The organism is Bacillus sp. FSL W8-0102, assembly GCF_038007225.1.
Classification (GTDB): Bacteria; Bacillota; Bacilli; order Bacillales; family DSM-4216; genus Bacillus_O; species Bacillus_O smithii.
In genome coordinates this window covers 3,485,054-3,502,740 of record NZ_JBBOWT010000001.1, presented here as the reverse complement: position 1 = coordinate 3,502,740, position 17,687 = coordinate 3,485,054, and the positions used below count along the sequence as shown (strand labels likewise).

Here is a 17,687-nt window from a genome sequence, read left to right as displayed (position 1 = left end):
ATTTCGGGCGAATCTGAAATCATGGAAAAGCGGTCATACATAGAGACACCGGCTGTGAGAATTTGATTTCGCACAGTTTTACATATAAAAAGATTACTAGTGTAGGAGGAAACTAGATGAAAATGCGAAGACGCATGCTGCTTATAATGATGTTTCTCCTTATTTTTTCGGCTGCGGTCCCGCCTCAGCCGTCCAGAGCGGCAAGCGATGACATTTCGGGGATTACGCTGGAAAAGGAAATGAGAGATTTAATTGCCAGAGGGATCATTTCCGGTTATGGAAACGGCAGCTACAAGCCGGGCCAAAAGGTGACAAGGGGAGAATTTGCCAAGTTTATAGCGAGTGCGCTGAATCTCGATATGACCAATACGTCTAACGTCTTTAAAGACGTATCTACTAATTCGGCATTGGCGCCGGGCATTAATGCGGCTGCCAAAGTGAACATTATCAAAGGAAGAACTGACGGAACCTTTCATCCGGACGATACCATTACGCGGAAAGATATGGCGCTCATGATTAAAAGAGCCATTCAATATTTGAATGTCCCTTTGGAAACGGGAAGCACGAAATTCACGGACATTTCCACTTTGAATGATGAATACAAAACAGCGATTGCCGAAATAGCTCAAGCCAATATTATCCACGGCTATCAAATAAATGGACAATTGAAATTTCAACCTAATAATGAAGCCACAAGAGCGGAAGCGGCAGCTTTTATCAGTCGGGTGCTGGCCTTTGTAGAACAGTATAATAACAAACCGGCTCCTGTCAAAAATCCTTATGAAACGGCTGTCGTCTCCAATCATGAAGTCAAGCCGACCGGAAATTCTTACAAAACGTTTAACGATGCGAAAAACACCGTGGATGCCGGTCAATCGGACGCTGTCACTTATAACGGCCGAGTCGTGTATATGAAAAGCGGGATTGTCGTACCTGACCGGGCGACACTGAAGAGCACCATCAACTTATATTCAGATTCCAATTTAAAAACGGGCTATACTTATGTATCAACAGCCGCTACCTATTCTTCTGAAATGAAATATATAACATCTACAGAGAATTATGTAAAAGTAGAAGTGGGCGGCAAGCAGTTATACGCCTCCCCGCAAGACGTTCTTTTGGAGCCGGACGGCGTGGCGCCGGGGCAAAACTACTATCAAGCACAAAACGGAGAGCTGATTCATTATTTGTACGTTGACACGGCCACAGGCGGCTACTACACATCTTATACAGTCGGAAAAGCGCCTAGCTTTTTAAAGGAAGGACAGCCTTATTACAGCTGGGACGGCTATACGTTTTATAATGCCAATCATCAAAAAGTCGGAACAGCCTGCCAATACTTCCAATTTTTATCGGCGAGAACTCCGACAAGCTATACCGCTGCACAGCTGGATCAAGCGATTATGACCAAATTGGCGGAACTGGAAAAACTGTATCAACAAAATCCAACCCCTCAAAATGCCATCTATAAAGATGCAACGAAAAGAAGCAAGCTGATCGGCCTCGGCAGCCATTTGAAAAAAGTAGAATCCGAGAAACATATTAATGCGTTGTTAATTCTAGGATTGGCATTTAATGAAAGTCAGTATGGATTAAGCGACATAGCCCAACAAAAAAATAATTTATTCGGCTATGGTGCCGTCGACAGCAATCCGAATCAGGCCAATCCTTTTCCATCGCCGGCAGCCAGTGTGGATGCATTGGCGAAAAAATTCAATGACAGCTATCTTTCTTTCGGAGATTTTCGAGCAAACGGTGCTGTTCCGGGCAACAAGGGAACGGGCTTTAATGTCAAATATGCTTCCGATATGTTCTGGGGCGAGAAACTGGCCCGCCATATGTATAGCATCGATAAAATGCTCGGCGGCAAGGACTTCGGGAAATATTCAATCGGTTTGACGAATGGATATGATCCGAATGATGGATTAAATGTCCGATCCCAACCGAAAGTTTCTTCCGACACGCTGTTGTTTGAATACAATAAACTAGGAATACCGGTAACAATTATCGGAACATCCGGCTCTTGGTATAAAATCTATTCCGATGTATTAAAATTTGCCGATCAATATAAAGACGGCGTCTATGTTTCCGGCGATTACGTCGATATTCTACCGATTGCCGGTAAATAATGCCTCATCTTGAAGCTGACCCGACATTGAAGGGTCAGCTTTTTTGTGCGCTTTTAGTGAGTGCGGACGGAAAGCTTGGAGTCAGCGGCTCTGCAATAAATTTACGCTTCGGGCAGCGGAGAGAAATGAGATCTACAGGCATATTCATATTCTTTTTAGAATATGTAAACTATAATAAAGGCTAGTAATGGAAAACAAGGGGGGATTAAGGATGTCGCTTTATGAAAAAGGAACATTGCGTCATCTTGCCAAATTAAATGAATGGACGCCGGAACAGGCGCAAGCATTTGATCAATTTAACAGCGCAGTCTTTGAAGAAGGGGCGCTGTCCCAGAAGGAAAAAGAAATTATTGCTGTAGGAGTAGCATATGCGACAAAATGTCCTTACTGCTTAGACATTCATACGAAAAAAGCAAAAGAAGCAGGGGCTACGCTTCAAGAATTGGCTGAAGCGGGCTTTGTTTCTGCTGCATTGGAAGCCGGCGGAGCCGTGGCGCACAGTTCTCACATGCAAGCCGCTTTAGAAGAAGAACAAGATGATATTTTGTATAAGAGATCAAACAGAAATAAAGTAGGAAACTTGAGCAAATGGGCAGGCAAAGGCTTTAAAGCGTATCAACAGTTTGGCGCCGCCGCTTTAAAAGCTGGTAAACTGTCTGCGCAATTGAAAGAATTGATTGCTGTAGCGGTTGCTCATATTACGGAGTGCCCTTATTGCATCGATGTGCATTCCAAAAATGCTGAAAAAGCAGGCGCAACGAAAGAACAGCTTTCCGAAGCCATCCTTGTTGCGGCTGCTGTAGCGGCAGGCGGCGCTTATACTCATATCGCCAATATGATCGAAAGCTATGGTGCTGAAGAATAAAATCTTAAAAAGCAGAAAAAGGCTGTCCCCAAAAGCCGATGAACGGATGGGGACAGCCTTCTTTCTTAGGGCGGAAGTTCTACTAAACAAACAGTTCGATGCCGATTTTCGCCAGCTACGACCGCATTTTTCTTTTCACGATGCCTACGAGCTGGTGATAGCCTTCTCGGTAGAATACATACAACCCGACTATGTAAAGAACGGCTCCAAGTATGCCAAGGATGGCCAGCTGCCAAAGCGAGTAGAGATGATCGATCGGTACATAGAGCTTGAACAAGTACAGCGGCACGATCATGACGACTGTTGGCAGCAATACGTTTCCGAACAGGACAAAGAGCCTCCGCTTTTCGCCGGGTTCAAAATCTTTGTACATGAAAGCGGCGGTAGCAACCAAGTAATAAACGGACACAATCGAATTGGTCAATGCTAAGCCCGGATAGCCGAATGGCTTAATAAACAGCCAGTTTAAAATCGCATTTAATGCGATAGTCGTCACGCTGATTCGGAATACGATCGCAGTTTTTCCCCGAGCGTACATTGACTTCGATACAATATATTGCAGACCTTGCGTCACGATGGTTGGCAAATAGTACACGAGCGCCAGATAGGTTTGATACGTGTCCGCAGCCGTAAATTTGCCGCGTTCAAAAATAAACGCAATCGTTTCCCGTCCTGCCACGATCAGCCATGCGGTGATAGGCATTAAAGTTAAAAGGGACAGCTGCATTCCTAAGAAAAACGTGTCTTGGAATTTTTTTTGATTATCCAGCTGTTCAGATAACAGCGTAAAAATAATCACCGCAATCGATGTCGCATAGACGGTTTGGGGGATGGAGGTAATGAGCGAAGCGTCGTTTAAATAGGTGACGGCTCCCTTAATGTCAGACGCAAACGCCTTATTGACGAACACGTTAATTTGCCCCACAACCGAATTCAACAAGGAAGGAACGAGCAGCACGAGAAAAGTCTTGCGAAATTCATGTTCGACTTTCCAAACCGGCCTCCAGCGGTGCCCTGTCCGAAACAAATAGGCCAGCTGAATAATCGTTCCTAAAATCGTTCCGAAAATAAACCCGTAGGCAAGACTGTTAATTCCCCATTTTTCTGAAAACAAAAAGGCAAAGGCGACGCCCATGATCGTTTGCAGCAGTTTGGCGATTTGTGACGGAACGAACACCCTTCGGCCCTGCAAATAGGAATCCAATATTCCGCTCAGCGCAATAAAGCTCATAAACAGGAAGAAAAATTGGGTAACGGCAATCGCCGTTTCTTTCGTTTGCGGCTTCATGTCCCCGTAAATCCAAGGGACAAAGTCGGGAACGAAGAAATAGCCGGTCACGGTGACCACAAGGAAAATGAGCACCGTCCAGTTCATCACTCCGTTCGCGTTTTGTTCTGCCTGCTTTGGCTGTTCTTTCAGCTGCTGGACGTACATAGGAAGGAACACATTATTGAATCCGCCCGAAATCATGGCGAGCGCCAACGTAATAAACGAAAACGCAAGCAAATACCCGTCTGTATATTGGCTGACCCCAAACTGGTGGGCGATGATGCTCTCCCGGACAAAACCGGACAGCTTCACCACCACAGCCAAGATCGTCAGCCAAATGGCTGTTTTTTTCAATGACATGAATGACACCGTTACAGAAAACTTATAAAAAGTTATAATTTCCTACAACTTTTATGTTTCCTTACTTCTTCATCGTGTCTGCTTTCACGTCTATCTATTAAACAGATCGCTACTTACATTTGGTGTAACACTCCAAAGTCGTAAATTCCCGACTAACGAATCGGTACATATCTGTATTAACTTGCATTGTTAAGATGCAGATTCTAAAACATTTTCACCATATATTTTAAGATTAATAGACGCTTGATAATCTCGATCAATAATATTTCCACATTCGCACTCAAAAATTCTATCAGATAACTTCAAGTCTTTTTTAACTTTTCCACAGCAAGAACACAACTTAGAACTTGGAAACCATCTATCAGCCAAAATGAAGCGAATATTATTCCAATTTGACTTGTATTCAATTTGTCTTCTAAATTCATGAAAACACTGTTGTTGAACAGATTCAGCTAAATGTTTATTTTTCATCATACCTTTTACATTCAAATCTTCTAAAACAATAAACATTGGTTTTCTGTTTACGATTTCAGAAGTGATTTGATGTATGTAGTTATGACGAATATTCGTTAGTCTTCGTGAAACTTTTAAAAGTTGCTTTTCACTTTTTATAATGTTGTTGGTTTTCCTGTAACGGTTTCCCTCCCTTCCTTTTTCATATTTTCTTGAAATTTTACGTTGCAACCTGCGCTTTTTCTTTTCTAATTGCCTAATTCTTTTTGTTTTATTAATATTTCCATAAACTTTACCATCAGAACAAACAGCTAAATCTTTTATTCCTAAGTCAATACCTATCCCTTCTGTTTTTGAAGGAGAATAATCACTATCTGTTTCTATTCCAACAGATACCCACCAATTCAAACCATCAAATGTAAATCGAGGATTCATATACTTAACATTTTCACCAAATGGAATACGTCCTTTTTCTGCTAATCGAATCCAATTTATCTTTTGTTTATTCGACTTTTTACTTGAAGCAAATCCCTCTACTTTAACATGTGTTTTTGTGAATTTGATTTTCACATTATCCTGATAAAAACTAGGTATAGATTTCTTTTTCCTTTTAAATTTTGGATATTTTGATAGTCCTTTAAAAAATCGTTTGTAAGCATCACAAGCATCTTTAATAGCTTGTTTCGTTACATTATTACTTACATTATTCAGCCAATTAAATTCATCAAGATTTTTCATTTGAGTAAACTGTTTTCTCAAAGTTGAATCATTGATGAATTTACCACCATTTTGATAATTTTCTTGTTGCTTTGCAATTGTCCAATTATAAGCAAATCTAGCTGTATTCGCATATAGAAATAATTTAGTTTTTTGCTTATTATTTGGTTTCAACATCACTTTTATTGACTTTATCATTTAGCAACTCCTCATTTTCCTCAATTAATTCATCTACTAACTTTCTAGTTTTATTAGCACGTTTTCCTTGTAATCTACAACTAAATACTGTAACAATCTGTATTAAATCTTCTACAAGTTCTTGTTCATCTGTTTTTTCAGTGCTATCTAAAACTTCAATCTCACACCCATTAAGGTTTGCCATATACTCAACCAATTCAAAACCAAATCTAAGAAGCCTATCTTTATGGAATACTACTATTTTATCTACTTCTTTGTTATTTATCATTTTGATTAGTTGACGCAAACCTTTTTTCTTGTAATTAATCCCACTACCAATGTCTTGAATGATTTCATATTCAACATTTAACGATTCTAAATATTTTTTCATATTTTCAACTTGTCTTTGCAAATCATCTTTTTGTTTATTAGAAGAAACTCTGCAATAACCAACCACTTTTTGACTGGTTTCTTTAATACCAAGTACCTCTTTAAGTTGATCGTGAGAATAATATCTATAGCCGTTTGAGCCAGTATGATGTGGTTTTAATTTTCCACTTTTGTCCCAATTTCTTAAAGTTTGTGGCGTTCGATTGATTAATTTGGAAAATTCATGAATGCTATAATATCTCATGCTATATTCCTCCTTAAATTAAATATAGCATGAAAAAATTATAAAGTCAATAAAAATTTTATAACTTTTTATAAGTTATTTAAAACTGTTTAAGCCCTCTTAAGTAAGGAAACGTGCAGAAGAGCTTGCATCTGCACGTTTCGGAGTGGACTGGTAAACTAAAACTTCAGTCAGTGGCGATTTTTCTCATCCACAATGATCGCTTGTTGGACCAACTGGACATCAGGAACGGTGATCCCGCAGGACTTTTTTCTGTCCGATACGGTCTTGAAAAAGAGACTGCTACTGGCCAAAACGTTCCTTCAGCAAATCGATATTTTTCATTGCTTCGCTGCGCATTTCTGCAGCATTCTCACGGATCATCTCTTTCAGTTCTTCCTGGCGTTGCAATACTTCCCGGGCATTATCCGCCAGTTTTTCCGGATCCAAGTTTTCAAGGGTGAAGGAATAGTCCCACATCCCGGAACGCTTCAGTAAACTTTCGACCTTTTTGTCATAGCTGATCCCGATATGGGGAACACCTGCCAAACAGGAAAAAATCAAGCAATGCAGACGCAGTCCGATCGTCATTTCGCAAGCTGAGATAAAATTCAAATACTGATTAGGGGTAAAGTCGGGTCCAAGCAGAAGGCTTTGATCACGATGTTTCATCTGCTGCCGGACTTTTTCAGAGGCCCTGACGTCATAATGCCCTTCCATCGGGACGAAGACAGGAGTGATGCCTTCAGATTCGATCAGGCTGTCCAGCGCTTGGGCGATATGCCCGTAATAAGACGTATCTCCGAACCAAGGGCGGACACTGACCGCGACCAATCGCTCCCCGCCTTTTAACGGCAAGCTGTCCAAACAGGCGCTGTCCTCCTTTTGGTGAAAGGCAAAGACGATATCTGCCGTTACCACTGATTCCGGCCTATTAACACCGAGTTTGTGGAGAAGCTCCTTTGAAAATGGATCTCTTACTGTGATGAAATCGGCCATATTGGCAAAGACTTTCATGAGAATTTTTCCCCATGTCGTATTGACGGGACCAATGCCCTGGGAGAAAAACATGACTTTTGCTCCGCACAACTTGGCTAAAAACACGATCAATAAATAATAAGGAAGCGGTCCGAACAAAAATTTCGTCGGATACGTGTCCTGAAGGAGACCGCCGCCTCCGGAAATCAATAAATCCGCCTTCTTTAAAGCTTGTACTTTTTGTTTATTTTCACGGCGCCACCCGCGGTACACGGACCGGACATTGTGGCGTTTTGCCGTTTTCTCCGGGGAAAAGGAAAAAACGGTGATATCCACCTCGTCAATCTCGTTGCGCAAGTTATCGAGAATCGCTTCCAATATCGCTTCGTCCCCGGTATTGCCAAGGCCGTAAAAGCCGGAAATAACTACTTTCAATTGGTTTCCTCCTTCTCATTTCCTCCTTCATGCAAGGCTTGATTTTCTCGAACCTTTTTTGTTGTGGAGAATGAGACGTCCTGTCTATTATTCATCATCTTTAAAGAGGAATAAGTAGAAAAAAATAAAAGAGAGAATGACGAAAAACCGCCTTCTCCACCCTTCCCACACTGCCCTTCATTGTATCATTTGCCATAAACACATTCAATGGATACATAAGGACTAGTATAAAATGGAACGAAAATGAGGGAGTGAGATAGATAGAGAGATTGGTTCGTTTATAAAGAATACTTAGTAAGGGAACACACCAATAGTGCTATACATCTCCTCGGGTGACATAATTAACCAAAAAAAACTTTCTTTTTCAACCAAAAAAGACTATAATTTGGTAATGACAATTTTATCTATCCAATAGTCTATACGATAGTGTTTAAGAAACTATTTACAAATAAGTAAAAAATCACAAAAAAATCCTCAAGTTCATAAAAAACACTTGAAAAAAAGACTTGGTTTGATAGAATAAAAGAAGAGTTTAAATCTGCCAATTTGCCTATATTGTTCATTTTTATGGAACAATTGGCTTATGGAAGGTTTAGATGGATTTGGTAAAAACGATTGTGTTTTTTTCAGTCGTTTTCATATGTACTATTACAAAACGGGGAGGAAATAGTGAATGGCTTACCAACCAAAGTCTTATCGCAAATTTGTGGCTACGGCTGCAACAGCAACATTGGTAGCAACGGCTGTAACGCCGGCATTTGCTGCTGAAAATCTTCCATTTAACGATGTAAACAAAAATTATGAAAAAGCTGTCAGCGAATTGTACAGCAAAGGCATCGTTAAAGGAGTCAGCAAAACTGAATTCGGTACGTACAAAACTTTGAAACGCGGCGATGCAGCTGTCATCATTGCCAGAGCATTGAATCTTGACACGAAAAATGCTCCGGATGCAGGCTTCAAAGATGTGAACAGCAGCATCAAAGGTGCTGTAAATGCTCTTGTGGCTAAAGGAATCATCAGCGGAGTTTCCAAAGATAAATTCAATCCGGATGCTCCACTTACTCGCGGTCAAATGGCGAAAATTTTGGTAAACGCCTTTGATTTGAGCAAATATGCGAAAAAAACACCGTTCACAGATTTAAATTCTACTTTCAAACCTTATGTAGAAGCTCTTTACGGTGCTGGAGTTACAAGTGGTAAAGGTACTACATACGGAACAAACGAAAACATTACCCGAGGCGATTTCGCAAACTTGCTTTATAAAGCAATGGGCGTTAAGCCAGTGGTGGCAGAAAGCATCAAACCTATCGATGACATCACCGTTGACGAAGGAACAAAATTAGAAGACGTTAAACTTCCAGAAAAAGTAACGGTTGTTTACTCTGACAAATCTGAAAAAGAAGCATCCGTAAAATGGGATACTTCTAAAGTGGATACTTCTAAACCAGGTACTTACAAAGTTGAAGGAACAGTTGACGGTACTGATCTGAAAGCTTCTGTTAACGTTGTAGTTAAAGCAGTGGCAAAAGCAGAAAGCATCAAACCTATCGATGATATTACCGTTGACGAAGGAACAAAATTAGAAGACGTTAAACTTCCAGAAAAAGTAACGGTTGTTTACACTGACAAATCCGAAAAAGAAGCATCCGTAAAATGGGATACTTCTAAAGTGGATACTTCTAAACCAGGTACTTACAAAGTTGAAGGAACAGTTGACGGTACTAATCTGAAAGCTTCTGTTAACGTTGTAGTTAAAGCAGTAGCTCCAAAAGTTGAAAGTGTAAGTGCGATTAACGCTAAAACTTTAAAAGTAACTTTCAACAAAGCTGTTGATGACACTAAAGCTAAGTTTGAAGTGAAAAAAGGTTCTGTTACTGTAAACGTAGCAAAAACTACTTTCTCTGCGGATAAAAAATCTGTTGAACTTGAACTTGCTAGCAAATTATTTGAAGGCGAGTACACTGTTAACGTAACTGGTCTTGCTGATCAAGCTCTTACAGGTTCTGTTAAAGTTGAAAATGAGAAAGTAGCTAAAATCGAACTCCTTGGTGAAGTTGCTCCAATTAATGCACAAAACAAAAAACAGGCAACAGTTGCTTATCGTGTTTTAAACCAATACGGTGAAGATATTACAAAATCTCCAATTGCTACTTCTATTGAATGGCATGCATCTAGTGGTGTAACAGCAGCTGATGATGATAAAGGACTTTTAACTTTAACTAAATCTGATGACTTTAAAACAGGAGATAAAGTTGCTTTAACTGGCATCAATACATCTACAAATACAGTAGTTTCTGGTGTTGTAACAGTAAGTGATGCTTCCGCTACGGATACGGTAGAATTCGATGGCGTTTATAATAAAGATGGTAAAGAATTCTCTGGTGATCTAGACGTTTCTGATTTTGCTTTATTGTTAACTGCGAAAGATCAATATGGCAAAACCGTTAAGGCGGATCAAGTGAATGATGATGTTGTATTCATCTCTTCAAACCCATCCGTTTTGACAGTTGATAAAGCATATGATGAACAAGGAAAAGATAAGAACCAAGTTGGTTTGAAATTTAAAGCTGGTTCAAACTATGCTAATGGTGGTAAAGTAATTATCACAGCAATTTCTAAATCAAGTGGTAAGGTATCTCAATTTGAAGTGAATGTTAAAGCAGCTCCAAAACTTGATACCTTCACTTTAAGTGCACCTACTGATGTAGTGGCTGCTGGAGAAACTGTAAAGATTCCATTTACAGCTGTTGATCAATATGGAAATGCGATTACAAAATATGATGATCTTGAAAATAAAGTTACTTTCTCCCCTGATAATGCTAAGTTGAAGAAAGATGCATCAGGAAATGCTTATCTTGAATACAAAGCACCTGATACTAAAGGTTTACAAGTATTAGTAGCTACAGTTGCTGGAAGCGGAAAAGTTTCTCAATTAACTATTAATGTTAAAGATGCTGCATATCCTGCAACTATCGAATCTCTTAAAGATGTAACAACTACTGTATCGAAAAATGGTAGTGTAAAAATTGGTCTTTCTAACCTTGTAGTAAAAGACCAATATGGTCGTACTTTTGATCTTAAAGGTAAGTTATCCAATTCAGCAGGTGCGGGTAAATACCGAATTGTTGCAACTGACTCTAAAAATGGTGCTGTAAAGGTTGGCAATACAGATACTTCAGCTGAAATCACGGCTGACGATGGTACTATTACAATTACAGGTCTTGAAAAAGGTTCGGAAGATGTAACATTTAAACTTCAGCAATCTGTAAAGAATAATGATAACAATTATTCTTTTGAAGATGTAGCAACAAGCCCATTAAAAGTAACATTTAATACAGTCGATAAATCTGCATTTACTTCCTTTGAAGTTGGGGATATTGCACCGTTGTATGCTGATGGTACTGCTAAAACTCACAAACGTGATCTTAAAGTTTACGGTGTGAAGGCTGATGGTACTAAAGTTGAACTTCCATCTTCTGATTACACAGTAATTACTGACGACAATGTCGCTTATGATAAAGATACAGGCACATTAAATGCTCGTTTAGGTGCGACAGCGGATAAATTTGGAACAAAAGATGAAATCACTTCTAAAGTTACAGTAATCGTAGATGGATTTGATACACCGAGCACTATTACAAAAGATGTTGTAATTTCAAAAGAAGCTCCAAAAGCAGATAAAATTGAATTTACAGATGCAGTTTCTAACGGTGTAGCTTCTATTTCTGCAAGTGCTTTAACTGGCAACAATGATGCTTCCGGTTTAGACGCAGTTCTTAAAGTTACTGACCAATATGGTGTTAATATCAATTCTCCACAACCAATTATTACTGTTACAAATGTAAAAGAGAAAACTGTAGATGCAAATCCTAATAATCGATTCAAGGTTGGAGGAAATGGATCTAATACAATTGATATTCAAAATGCAGAGGCTGGAGATACATTTACTGTAACTTACCTGTTAGACGGTAAAACAGCGACTGTTAAGTTTACCGTTGTTGCTGATAAAGCTGATAAAGCTGATAAAGCTGATAATGCTGGTAAAGCTGATAATGCTGGTAAAGCTGATAATGCTGGTAAAGCTGATAATGCTGGTAAAGCTGATAATGCTGATAATACTGGTAAAGCTGATAAATAATTTAAAAGCTATTACTTCGAAAATGTCGAAAAGCTCTGTAGAGAGAAATCTCTGCGGGGCTTTTCTTTTTGGTTCTATACTAAATGTTGGGGTTAAGAGACTTTTCAGGCAAAATAAAAGCACTTACGAAGATCTCCCTTTAAAATGATAGTTGGCCGACTACATCGAAAGGCAGATTTCGTAAATGCATTCTCATCTTATCACAAACTGCTTTGTTGAAATCATTATCACTCGCGTTGAAGTCCGTATTTATTGACCTGTAAAATTCCAAAAATGCCACTCACTGCTGCCAGAATGAAACTTTCTCAGGACCATAATGATCGGGTTCGAAACATTTGTATAGTATTAACTTCTCTTGTATTCCTTCTGTACCGTTTTCCGTCTCCTCTCCTGTCCGTAATGATATAAACAGATCTGTAATTAGAGAGAATTGATATTACGTGACAGTTGAAAGTCTGCCTGAAAGAGAGTCTTTAGATGGCCTACCTGAAATCATCTGTATCAACTTCTACCAGGACTAAACTTGCCTCGTCAGGCAGCTCTATATCCTCTGCTTTGCTTGGAACTGGGATATCGTATCCTTCATCCTCTAATACAGATAACAGACTGCCTAGAGCATCCTGAGCCATCTCTACAGCCTGATGCAAAGTCTCTCCATCTGTAAAACAATTTTCAATATCAGGAAATGTTACAGTAAAGACTCCGTCGACTTTCTCAATAATAGAATAAAATTTATAAATAGCCATAGTCTCTCATCTCCTTCTTTTTGAGCAGGGCGCCTCAGTCCTCTCAATATTTGTCGAACAGATGTTTTGACAAAGGAGGAAGACTCTGAGGTCTTTTTTTACAAGGTTTTGATTTTGTTAAACATGAAACGTAAAATGGAAGAAGCTCAGCTGCAATTTAATCATTGATTAGCCAAGCTCCTTCCTTTTTGTTATAATACGCTTACAAGGGAATCGATAAAGTCGTTGTCATCGATTAGTTCTATTCTTTGAGTTTGCGACCATTTTTCTATATCAATGGGTTCATCAAAAACTTTCATGATCTCTACTTTGCGAATGTGTCTGTATAAGGGATGATTCGGATCAAAATTATAATCACCGGTTATACGAGCGATTAATTTCATTTTAAATGTAGTTGTTGGACCTACTCCCACAACCACATAGTCACCTTGTTGCGCCCATTTGCAAAACTGATTAAACCTGCGTAATATACGTACATTGTCAAGCGGTGGCTGGTTGTGCGGATATTGATTATAATTTTGGTCCACTCCTTTCTCATCTACACCAATCTCACTGTTTTCGATAAATGAGTCAGCCCATTCCTTAAATGTTTTCATAACCCAATAGTTGGCCATTTGTATTCCTTCCCTTCTTCTTATTTTATATAGTTTAATAATATGGCAGCTGCTTTGAGTCGTAATTCTTCATTCTCGGATTCCATTGCTTTATACACAATGTCTAATGCTTTTGAAAGTTTTTCTTTTGGAATGGAAACGCTGCTTTGAATTTTATTCTTTTTGTTGAGCAGCTTATCAAGTTCTGCTTTAGCAATAGGATGTTTGAACTGAGTAACTGTTCCGCGATTTCTCAACAGTTCTTGAACCTCTGCGTTTAACTCGCTCTTTTGGACCGTCACCAACCAATTTACATCTCTTTGGTGGCATTTACCGTCAGTGTCATTGTCAAATTCCTTTACATACTTGTAAGGTCCGATGATTCCCAGATGAACGTATTCGTTTTCAGAAATTAGGACATAATCGCCTTTCTGCATAGTTCGAACAAAAGTGTTTACGAATCCCAAATAAGTGGACAGTTGTTGACCTTCGTACTTATACACTTTTGCCAGTCGTTCACGAATAGTGTCTTTCGTAGCGTGTGTTAAGTCTCCTATGCCCGGCCAGCCAATACAGATGTAGTTTTCCCGTAAGAATTCACCGCCTCTTTCAATTCCGTGGGGTTTCGTTTTCATTTGAAATAGGCTCATCTCAACCTCCTAATCCGTCAGGGACATTGACGGTTAATTTTTTATTAATCATAATACCTTTTATTGTAAATGTCAACCATGGGATGCGTGCCTGTCACCACCCGAAGATTATCAAAATATGTCGAAAAGCTCTGTGAGGAGAGAAATCTCAGCGGGGCTTTTCTTTTTTATTTTTAAAAGATAAAAAGGAGAAGCTTTACGTACTTCTCCTTCCTCATTCCCGCTCCCATTCTTCCTTACAATCTGGACATTGCCATTTAATCACCCGGTCTGCTTCCAGATTTGATATGCCGATTTTTCTGCTAAAGTGGGTGGCATTGCCGTAGTGGTGCTGCAGTTCTTTCGGAATTGGGTTTCCCTGTAGATTGGCTCCGCAAAAAGGACAATCTTCTTTGCGATCATCCATGTTTTTTCACGTCCTTCCCAAGGTAAGAATGTCCTTTTTTATTTTCAGAAACGACAAAAGTTCTGTAAATAATCCAGTTTTAGACGATTTCCGATATGACATATTTTTTGCAAGGGACTAGTAATTAATATTTTCTTAATACAAATATACAAAAATATAAAAATAAAGAACAAAAACATTAGAAAAATATTAGATTTTCTATTTAACTTAAATATCGAAAAGAAGTTTTCAGATCCAGCATTAACTGTCTTTATTTACCACCAACAACAACAGACAAGAAGAGCAACGGTTAAGTTTAAATGATATTTTGATCGGCATCGAAAACGATCTTTTTTATGCGAAAAGCAAAACGCTCAATAAACAATTGCTCATTACGATCAATAATATTCTGAATACACGAACAACCCCAATCCGATACGTTTCTTGTACGATTTAAGCTTGGACGGCAAAAAATTTGGTATAATTTTCTTTAGGATGCGATATTTTCTGAATGTTCGTACATTCCGAAAAATTGGCCGTCCGGTTTCATTAACATCGGGCTCTCTCACGGCATACCTGCTTTATTAATTGTTTGGTGCAATGGCAGGAATTTTGTTGACGTTGTTAGCGATCCAAAACGGTAAAAAAACGCCTTGGGACAGCGCGTTTTTATTATCCAAAGTTTAAAATATGGATAAAAGAAAAAGGCAGGGTATTCTCTGATATTTTAAGAGGGTACCCTATCTGCATGAATACGGAATTACTTGAAAAATGTTCAAATTTCAATGAACGATAAGGTGGGATCTGGAAGCATGCATTTGAAGAAAATTTTAGTTGTAGATGATAATGAAGATATTTGTCTTACAATCAAGCAATATTTGGAACTTTATAATTACACGGTGGAATATGTACATAACGGCACCGAGGCATTGCAAATCATTAACAATGATTTTGATTTGATTATCTTGGACATTATGATGGAAGGCCTTGATGGAATGGAATTGTGTGGGATTATCCGTGACAAAGTGAATTGTCCGATTATTTTTGTCAGCGCAAAAACGCTGGAGGAAGACAAAGTTCAAGCTCTATCCATCGGCGGGGACGACTACATGACCAAACCTTTCAGTTTAAAAGAGTTGAAAGCAAGAATTGATTCCCATTTAAGACGGGAAGAGCGGATCCGTTCGAATGACAGGCATTTGTTAAGTTCTAAAAATATTACCATCGATCTTTTGGCCAATGAAGTCTTTTGTAAAGGGGTTCAATTGCATTTAACAAAAAAAGAATATGAGATTATTAAATTGTTAATGTTGAATAAAAATATGGTCTTTTCTAAGGAAAGAATTTTTGAACGGGTATGGGGATTGGATTCGGAAAGTCAATTAGAAACGGTGACGGAAAGCATTAAAAACATTCGGAAGAAAATCCGGTCTATGGATAAGGAAAACTCCTATATTAAAACATTATACGGATTAGGCTATAAATGGGATGTTACGATGATGTATAAAAAACGGTTCAAATTGAACCGTTAAATATAGTAGTTATGCATATGAAATTCAAAACTCATCATCATAATCATCTTGACCGTATTTATCAATTTCTTCGTTGTGTTCCCATTCATCACGAGAAATTCCAGTTGTCAGTACATCATTTTGAACTTCTTCACTGTTCCATTTGTCATCCCATTCATTATCTCGATAATTATTTGTTCTTTTCATTTTAATAAACCTCCTTATGCCTTCAACAACTAAATTATAGTATTATTGGTATAATATCAAGAAAATAGAGATTTTTCTAATATTTACTCTTGAGAGGAAGCAAAAGACTGGTACATCTTTTTGTACATCATTGGAGATTGAAATCTCATTATTGGAATGAGTTTATTCGTATTTAAAATCTATATATTCAAAAACACTCGTTTGACATGAAGCCTCTGCGGACATATTACTTTGAAAAAGCAACAGCCACAGGCTTTTCATGGCAGTAAGCCCGGCATGGCCGCCACGCTCCTTGTAAATCGAGACGATATTCAAAAAATATACTGCCAAATCATGCATTTTTTAATTGCTACAAACAAAGGTGGAGGATAAGTATAAGTAAACAAATAACGTGTAAGTTATGATCTACGTAATCAAACTAAAAAATGGACACGATAAATTTTTTGTCAGTACCACTAAAATTGGATTAAAGAGTTTAAAAAAATTATTAAATATTGAATAACGATAGCATAAATGCTATCATGAGGGTAATAATATAGAAAAAGGGAATAATTAATGATTGAGTCAGAAGAATTTGAAATCATATATGAAGGAAACGTAAGTGAATTTGAAGAACAGTTGTTGTATAAATCTGAGCAAGAAGTGAGAAAGGGACGACCGGGACTGTGGTGTAAGATAGCAGATATTTATGTTCGTCAACTTACGATCATACGTTACAATCCATTTCCTGAAGAACCTGATGATATAAGTATTGATGAAACACCTCCATCAATAAAGCATATTAATAAGAATACGGAATATGAAAATTTCTATCGGTGGGGTATACACGGAGGAAGAACTGGCAATCATCGTATTATTTATGCAATTCATAACTTCCATAAGGTGATATTCCTTTATTATTTTGACAAACAATATAATGGCCTAATTAAGCGAGATGATTTGATTCCTGCTGAATTAAATTATGAAACTTATTGTGCTTTGGATCCGAGTCTTTACTAAATGAAAAGGAGGGTTCCATATGAGTGATTTTTTTAAAAAATATTCTGAAATCCGTGGAGAAGATTATGTGCAAAATCTTCAACTAGAAGGGCGTATTGCTGCTCAAATTAAGACGAGACGCAAGAGTCTAAAAATGTCACAGCAAGATCTTGCGGATTTAGCTGGAATCCCTAAGTCTACAATTGGGAGAATAGAAGCAGGTTTAACAAGCCCAAAAGTGGATACTTTATTACAAATATCTAAGGCACTAAACACACCTTTTATTATCGATGGCACGTTGGATAATAATCCAAATTTGTATGTTAAATTATAAGATCAGGAAAAAATACACCTATTTTTAGAGTATACATGTGAACTACCCTCCACTTACCACCCTTTCGGGTTGCTTGAAGTGGGGGCTTCTCGGGTAATCCTGTCTAATGACAGAAAATTGACCGAGCTAACCCTCTCGTTCCGAAAGT

General features: G+C 38.4%; 15 protein-coding genes. 6 read left to right on the top strand and 9 right to left on the bottom strand.

Translation table 11 applies throughout. The features are described 5' to 3' along the window. Positions 1-116: 116 nt before the first annotated feature. Positions 117-2,129, top strand: coding sequence for an S-layer homology domain-containing protein (locus N1I87_RS16600; protein WP_341102985.1), 2,013 nt, complete (start codon positions 117-119; stop codon positions 2,127-2,129). 211 nt (positions 2,130-2,340) lie between these two features. Further along, positions 2,341-2,994 (top strand): carboxymuconolactone decarboxylase family protein, encoded by a 654-nt coding sequence (locus N1I87_RS16595; protein WP_327805527.1) that lies wholly within the window; start codon positions 2,341-2,343, stop codon positions 2,992-2,994. A 115-nt stretch (positions 2,995-3,109) separates the two neighbouring features. On the opposite strand, the gene murJ is transcribed toward N1I87_RS16595, so the two are convergent. The 4 genes from murJ to csaB form a co-directional block, all read right to left on the bottom strand. Continuing rightward, on the bottom strand, positions 3,110-4,624 hold the full coding sequence (gene murJ / locus N1I87_RS16590) for a murein biosynthesis integral membrane protein MurJ (RefSeq protein ID WP_341102983.1): 1,515 nt from the start codon (positions 4,622-4,624) through the stop codon (positions 3,110-3,112). A 189-nt stretch (positions 4,625-4,813) separates the two neighbouring features. Continuing rightward, positions 4,814-5,992, bottom strand: coding sequence for an RNA-guided endonuclease InsQ/TnpB family protein (locus N1I87_RS16585; RefSeq protein ID WP_341102981.1), 1,179 nt, complete (start codon positions 5,990-5,992; stop codon positions 4,814-4,816). Continuing rightward, positions 5,955-6,605 (bottom strand): IS607 family transposase, encoded by a 651-nt coding sequence (locus N1I87_RS16580; protein ID WP_270584269.1) that lies wholly within the window; start codon positions 6,603-6,605, stop codon positions 5,955-5,957. Before N1I87_RS16580 ends, N1I87_RS16585 begins: the two co-directional genes overlap by 38 nt. A 282-nt stretch (positions 6,606-6,887) precedes the next feature. Then, entirely contained in the window at positions 6,888-7,997 is a 1,110-nt protein-coding gene (csaB, locus tag N1I87_RS16575) for a polysaccharide pyruvyl transferase CsaB (RefSeq protein WP_341102979.1), read from the bottom strand. A 673-nt stretch (positions 7,998-8,670) separates the two neighbouring features. Here csaB and N1I87_RS16570 point away from each other — a divergent pair. After that, entirely contained in the window at positions 8,671-12,135 is a 3,465-nt protein-coding gene (locus N1I87_RS16570) for an Ig-like domain-containing protein (RefSeq protein ID WP_341102977.1), read from the top strand. 482 nt (positions 12,136-12,617) lie between these two features. Here N1I87_RS16570 and N1I87_RS16565 read toward each other — a convergent pair whose 3' ends face one another. The 4 genes from N1I87_RS16565 to N1I87_RS16550 form a co-directional block, all read right to left on the bottom strand. Next, entirely contained in the window at positions 12,618-12,881 is a 264-nt protein-coding gene (locus tag N1I87_RS16565; RefSeq protein WP_340397439.1) for a type II toxin-antitoxin system HicB family antitoxin, read from the bottom strand. Positions 12,882-13,072: 191 nt separating this feature from the next. Next, positions 13,073-13,495: a hypothetical protein gene (locus tag N1I87_RS16560; protein WP_003353022.1), complete on the bottom strand. Its 423-nt coding sequence runs from the start codon at positions 13,493-13,495 to the stop codon at positions 13,073-13,075. A gap of 20 nt (positions 13,496-13,515) precedes the next feature. After that, positions 13,516-14,124, bottom strand: a complete 609-nt coding sequence (locus tag N1I87_RS16555) for a hypothetical protein (RefSeq protein ID WP_270584281.1) — start codon at positions 14,122-14,124, stop codon at positions 13,516-13,518. A gap of 214 nt (positions 14,125-14,338) precedes the next feature. After that, positions 14,339-14,530, bottom strand: coding sequence for a hypothetical protein (locus N1I87_RS16550; protein WP_341102974.1), 192 nt, complete (start codon positions 14,528-14,530; stop codon positions 14,339-14,341). A gap of 791 nt (positions 14,531-15,321) precedes the next feature. Here N1I87_RS16550 and N1I87_RS16545 point away from each other — a divergent pair. Then, positions 15,322-16,041 carry a response regulator transcription factor gene (locus N1I87_RS16545; protein ID WP_341102972.1) on the top strand — a complete coding sequence of 240 codons (720 nt, stop codon included), beginning with the start codon at positions 15,322-15,324 and terminating at the stop codon, positions 16,039-16,041. Positions 16,042-16,065: 24 nt separating this feature from the next. On the opposite strand, the gene N1I87_RS16540 is transcribed toward N1I87_RS16545, so the two are convergent. Further along, complete coding sequence (locus tag N1I87_RS16540; RefSeq protein ID WP_341102970.1) at positions 16,066-16,227, bottom strand: hypothetical protein; 162 nt, start codon at positions 16,225-16,227, stop codon at positions 16,066-16,068. A 555-nt stretch (positions 16,228-16,782) separates the two neighbouring features. Between N1I87_RS16540 and N1I87_RS16535 the strand changes: the two genes are divergently transcribed. Beyond that, entirely contained in the window at positions 16,783-17,226 is a 444-nt protein-coding gene (locus tag N1I87_RS16535; RefSeq protein WP_341102969.1) for a hypothetical protein, read from the top strand. 19 nt (positions 17,227-17,245) lie between these two features. Beyond that, entirely contained in the window at positions 17,246-17,539 is a 294-nt protein-coding gene (locus N1I87_RS16530) for a helix-turn-helix domain-containing protein (protein WP_341102966.1), read from the top strand. The last annotated feature ends 148 nt before the right edge of the window (positions 17,540-17,687 follow it).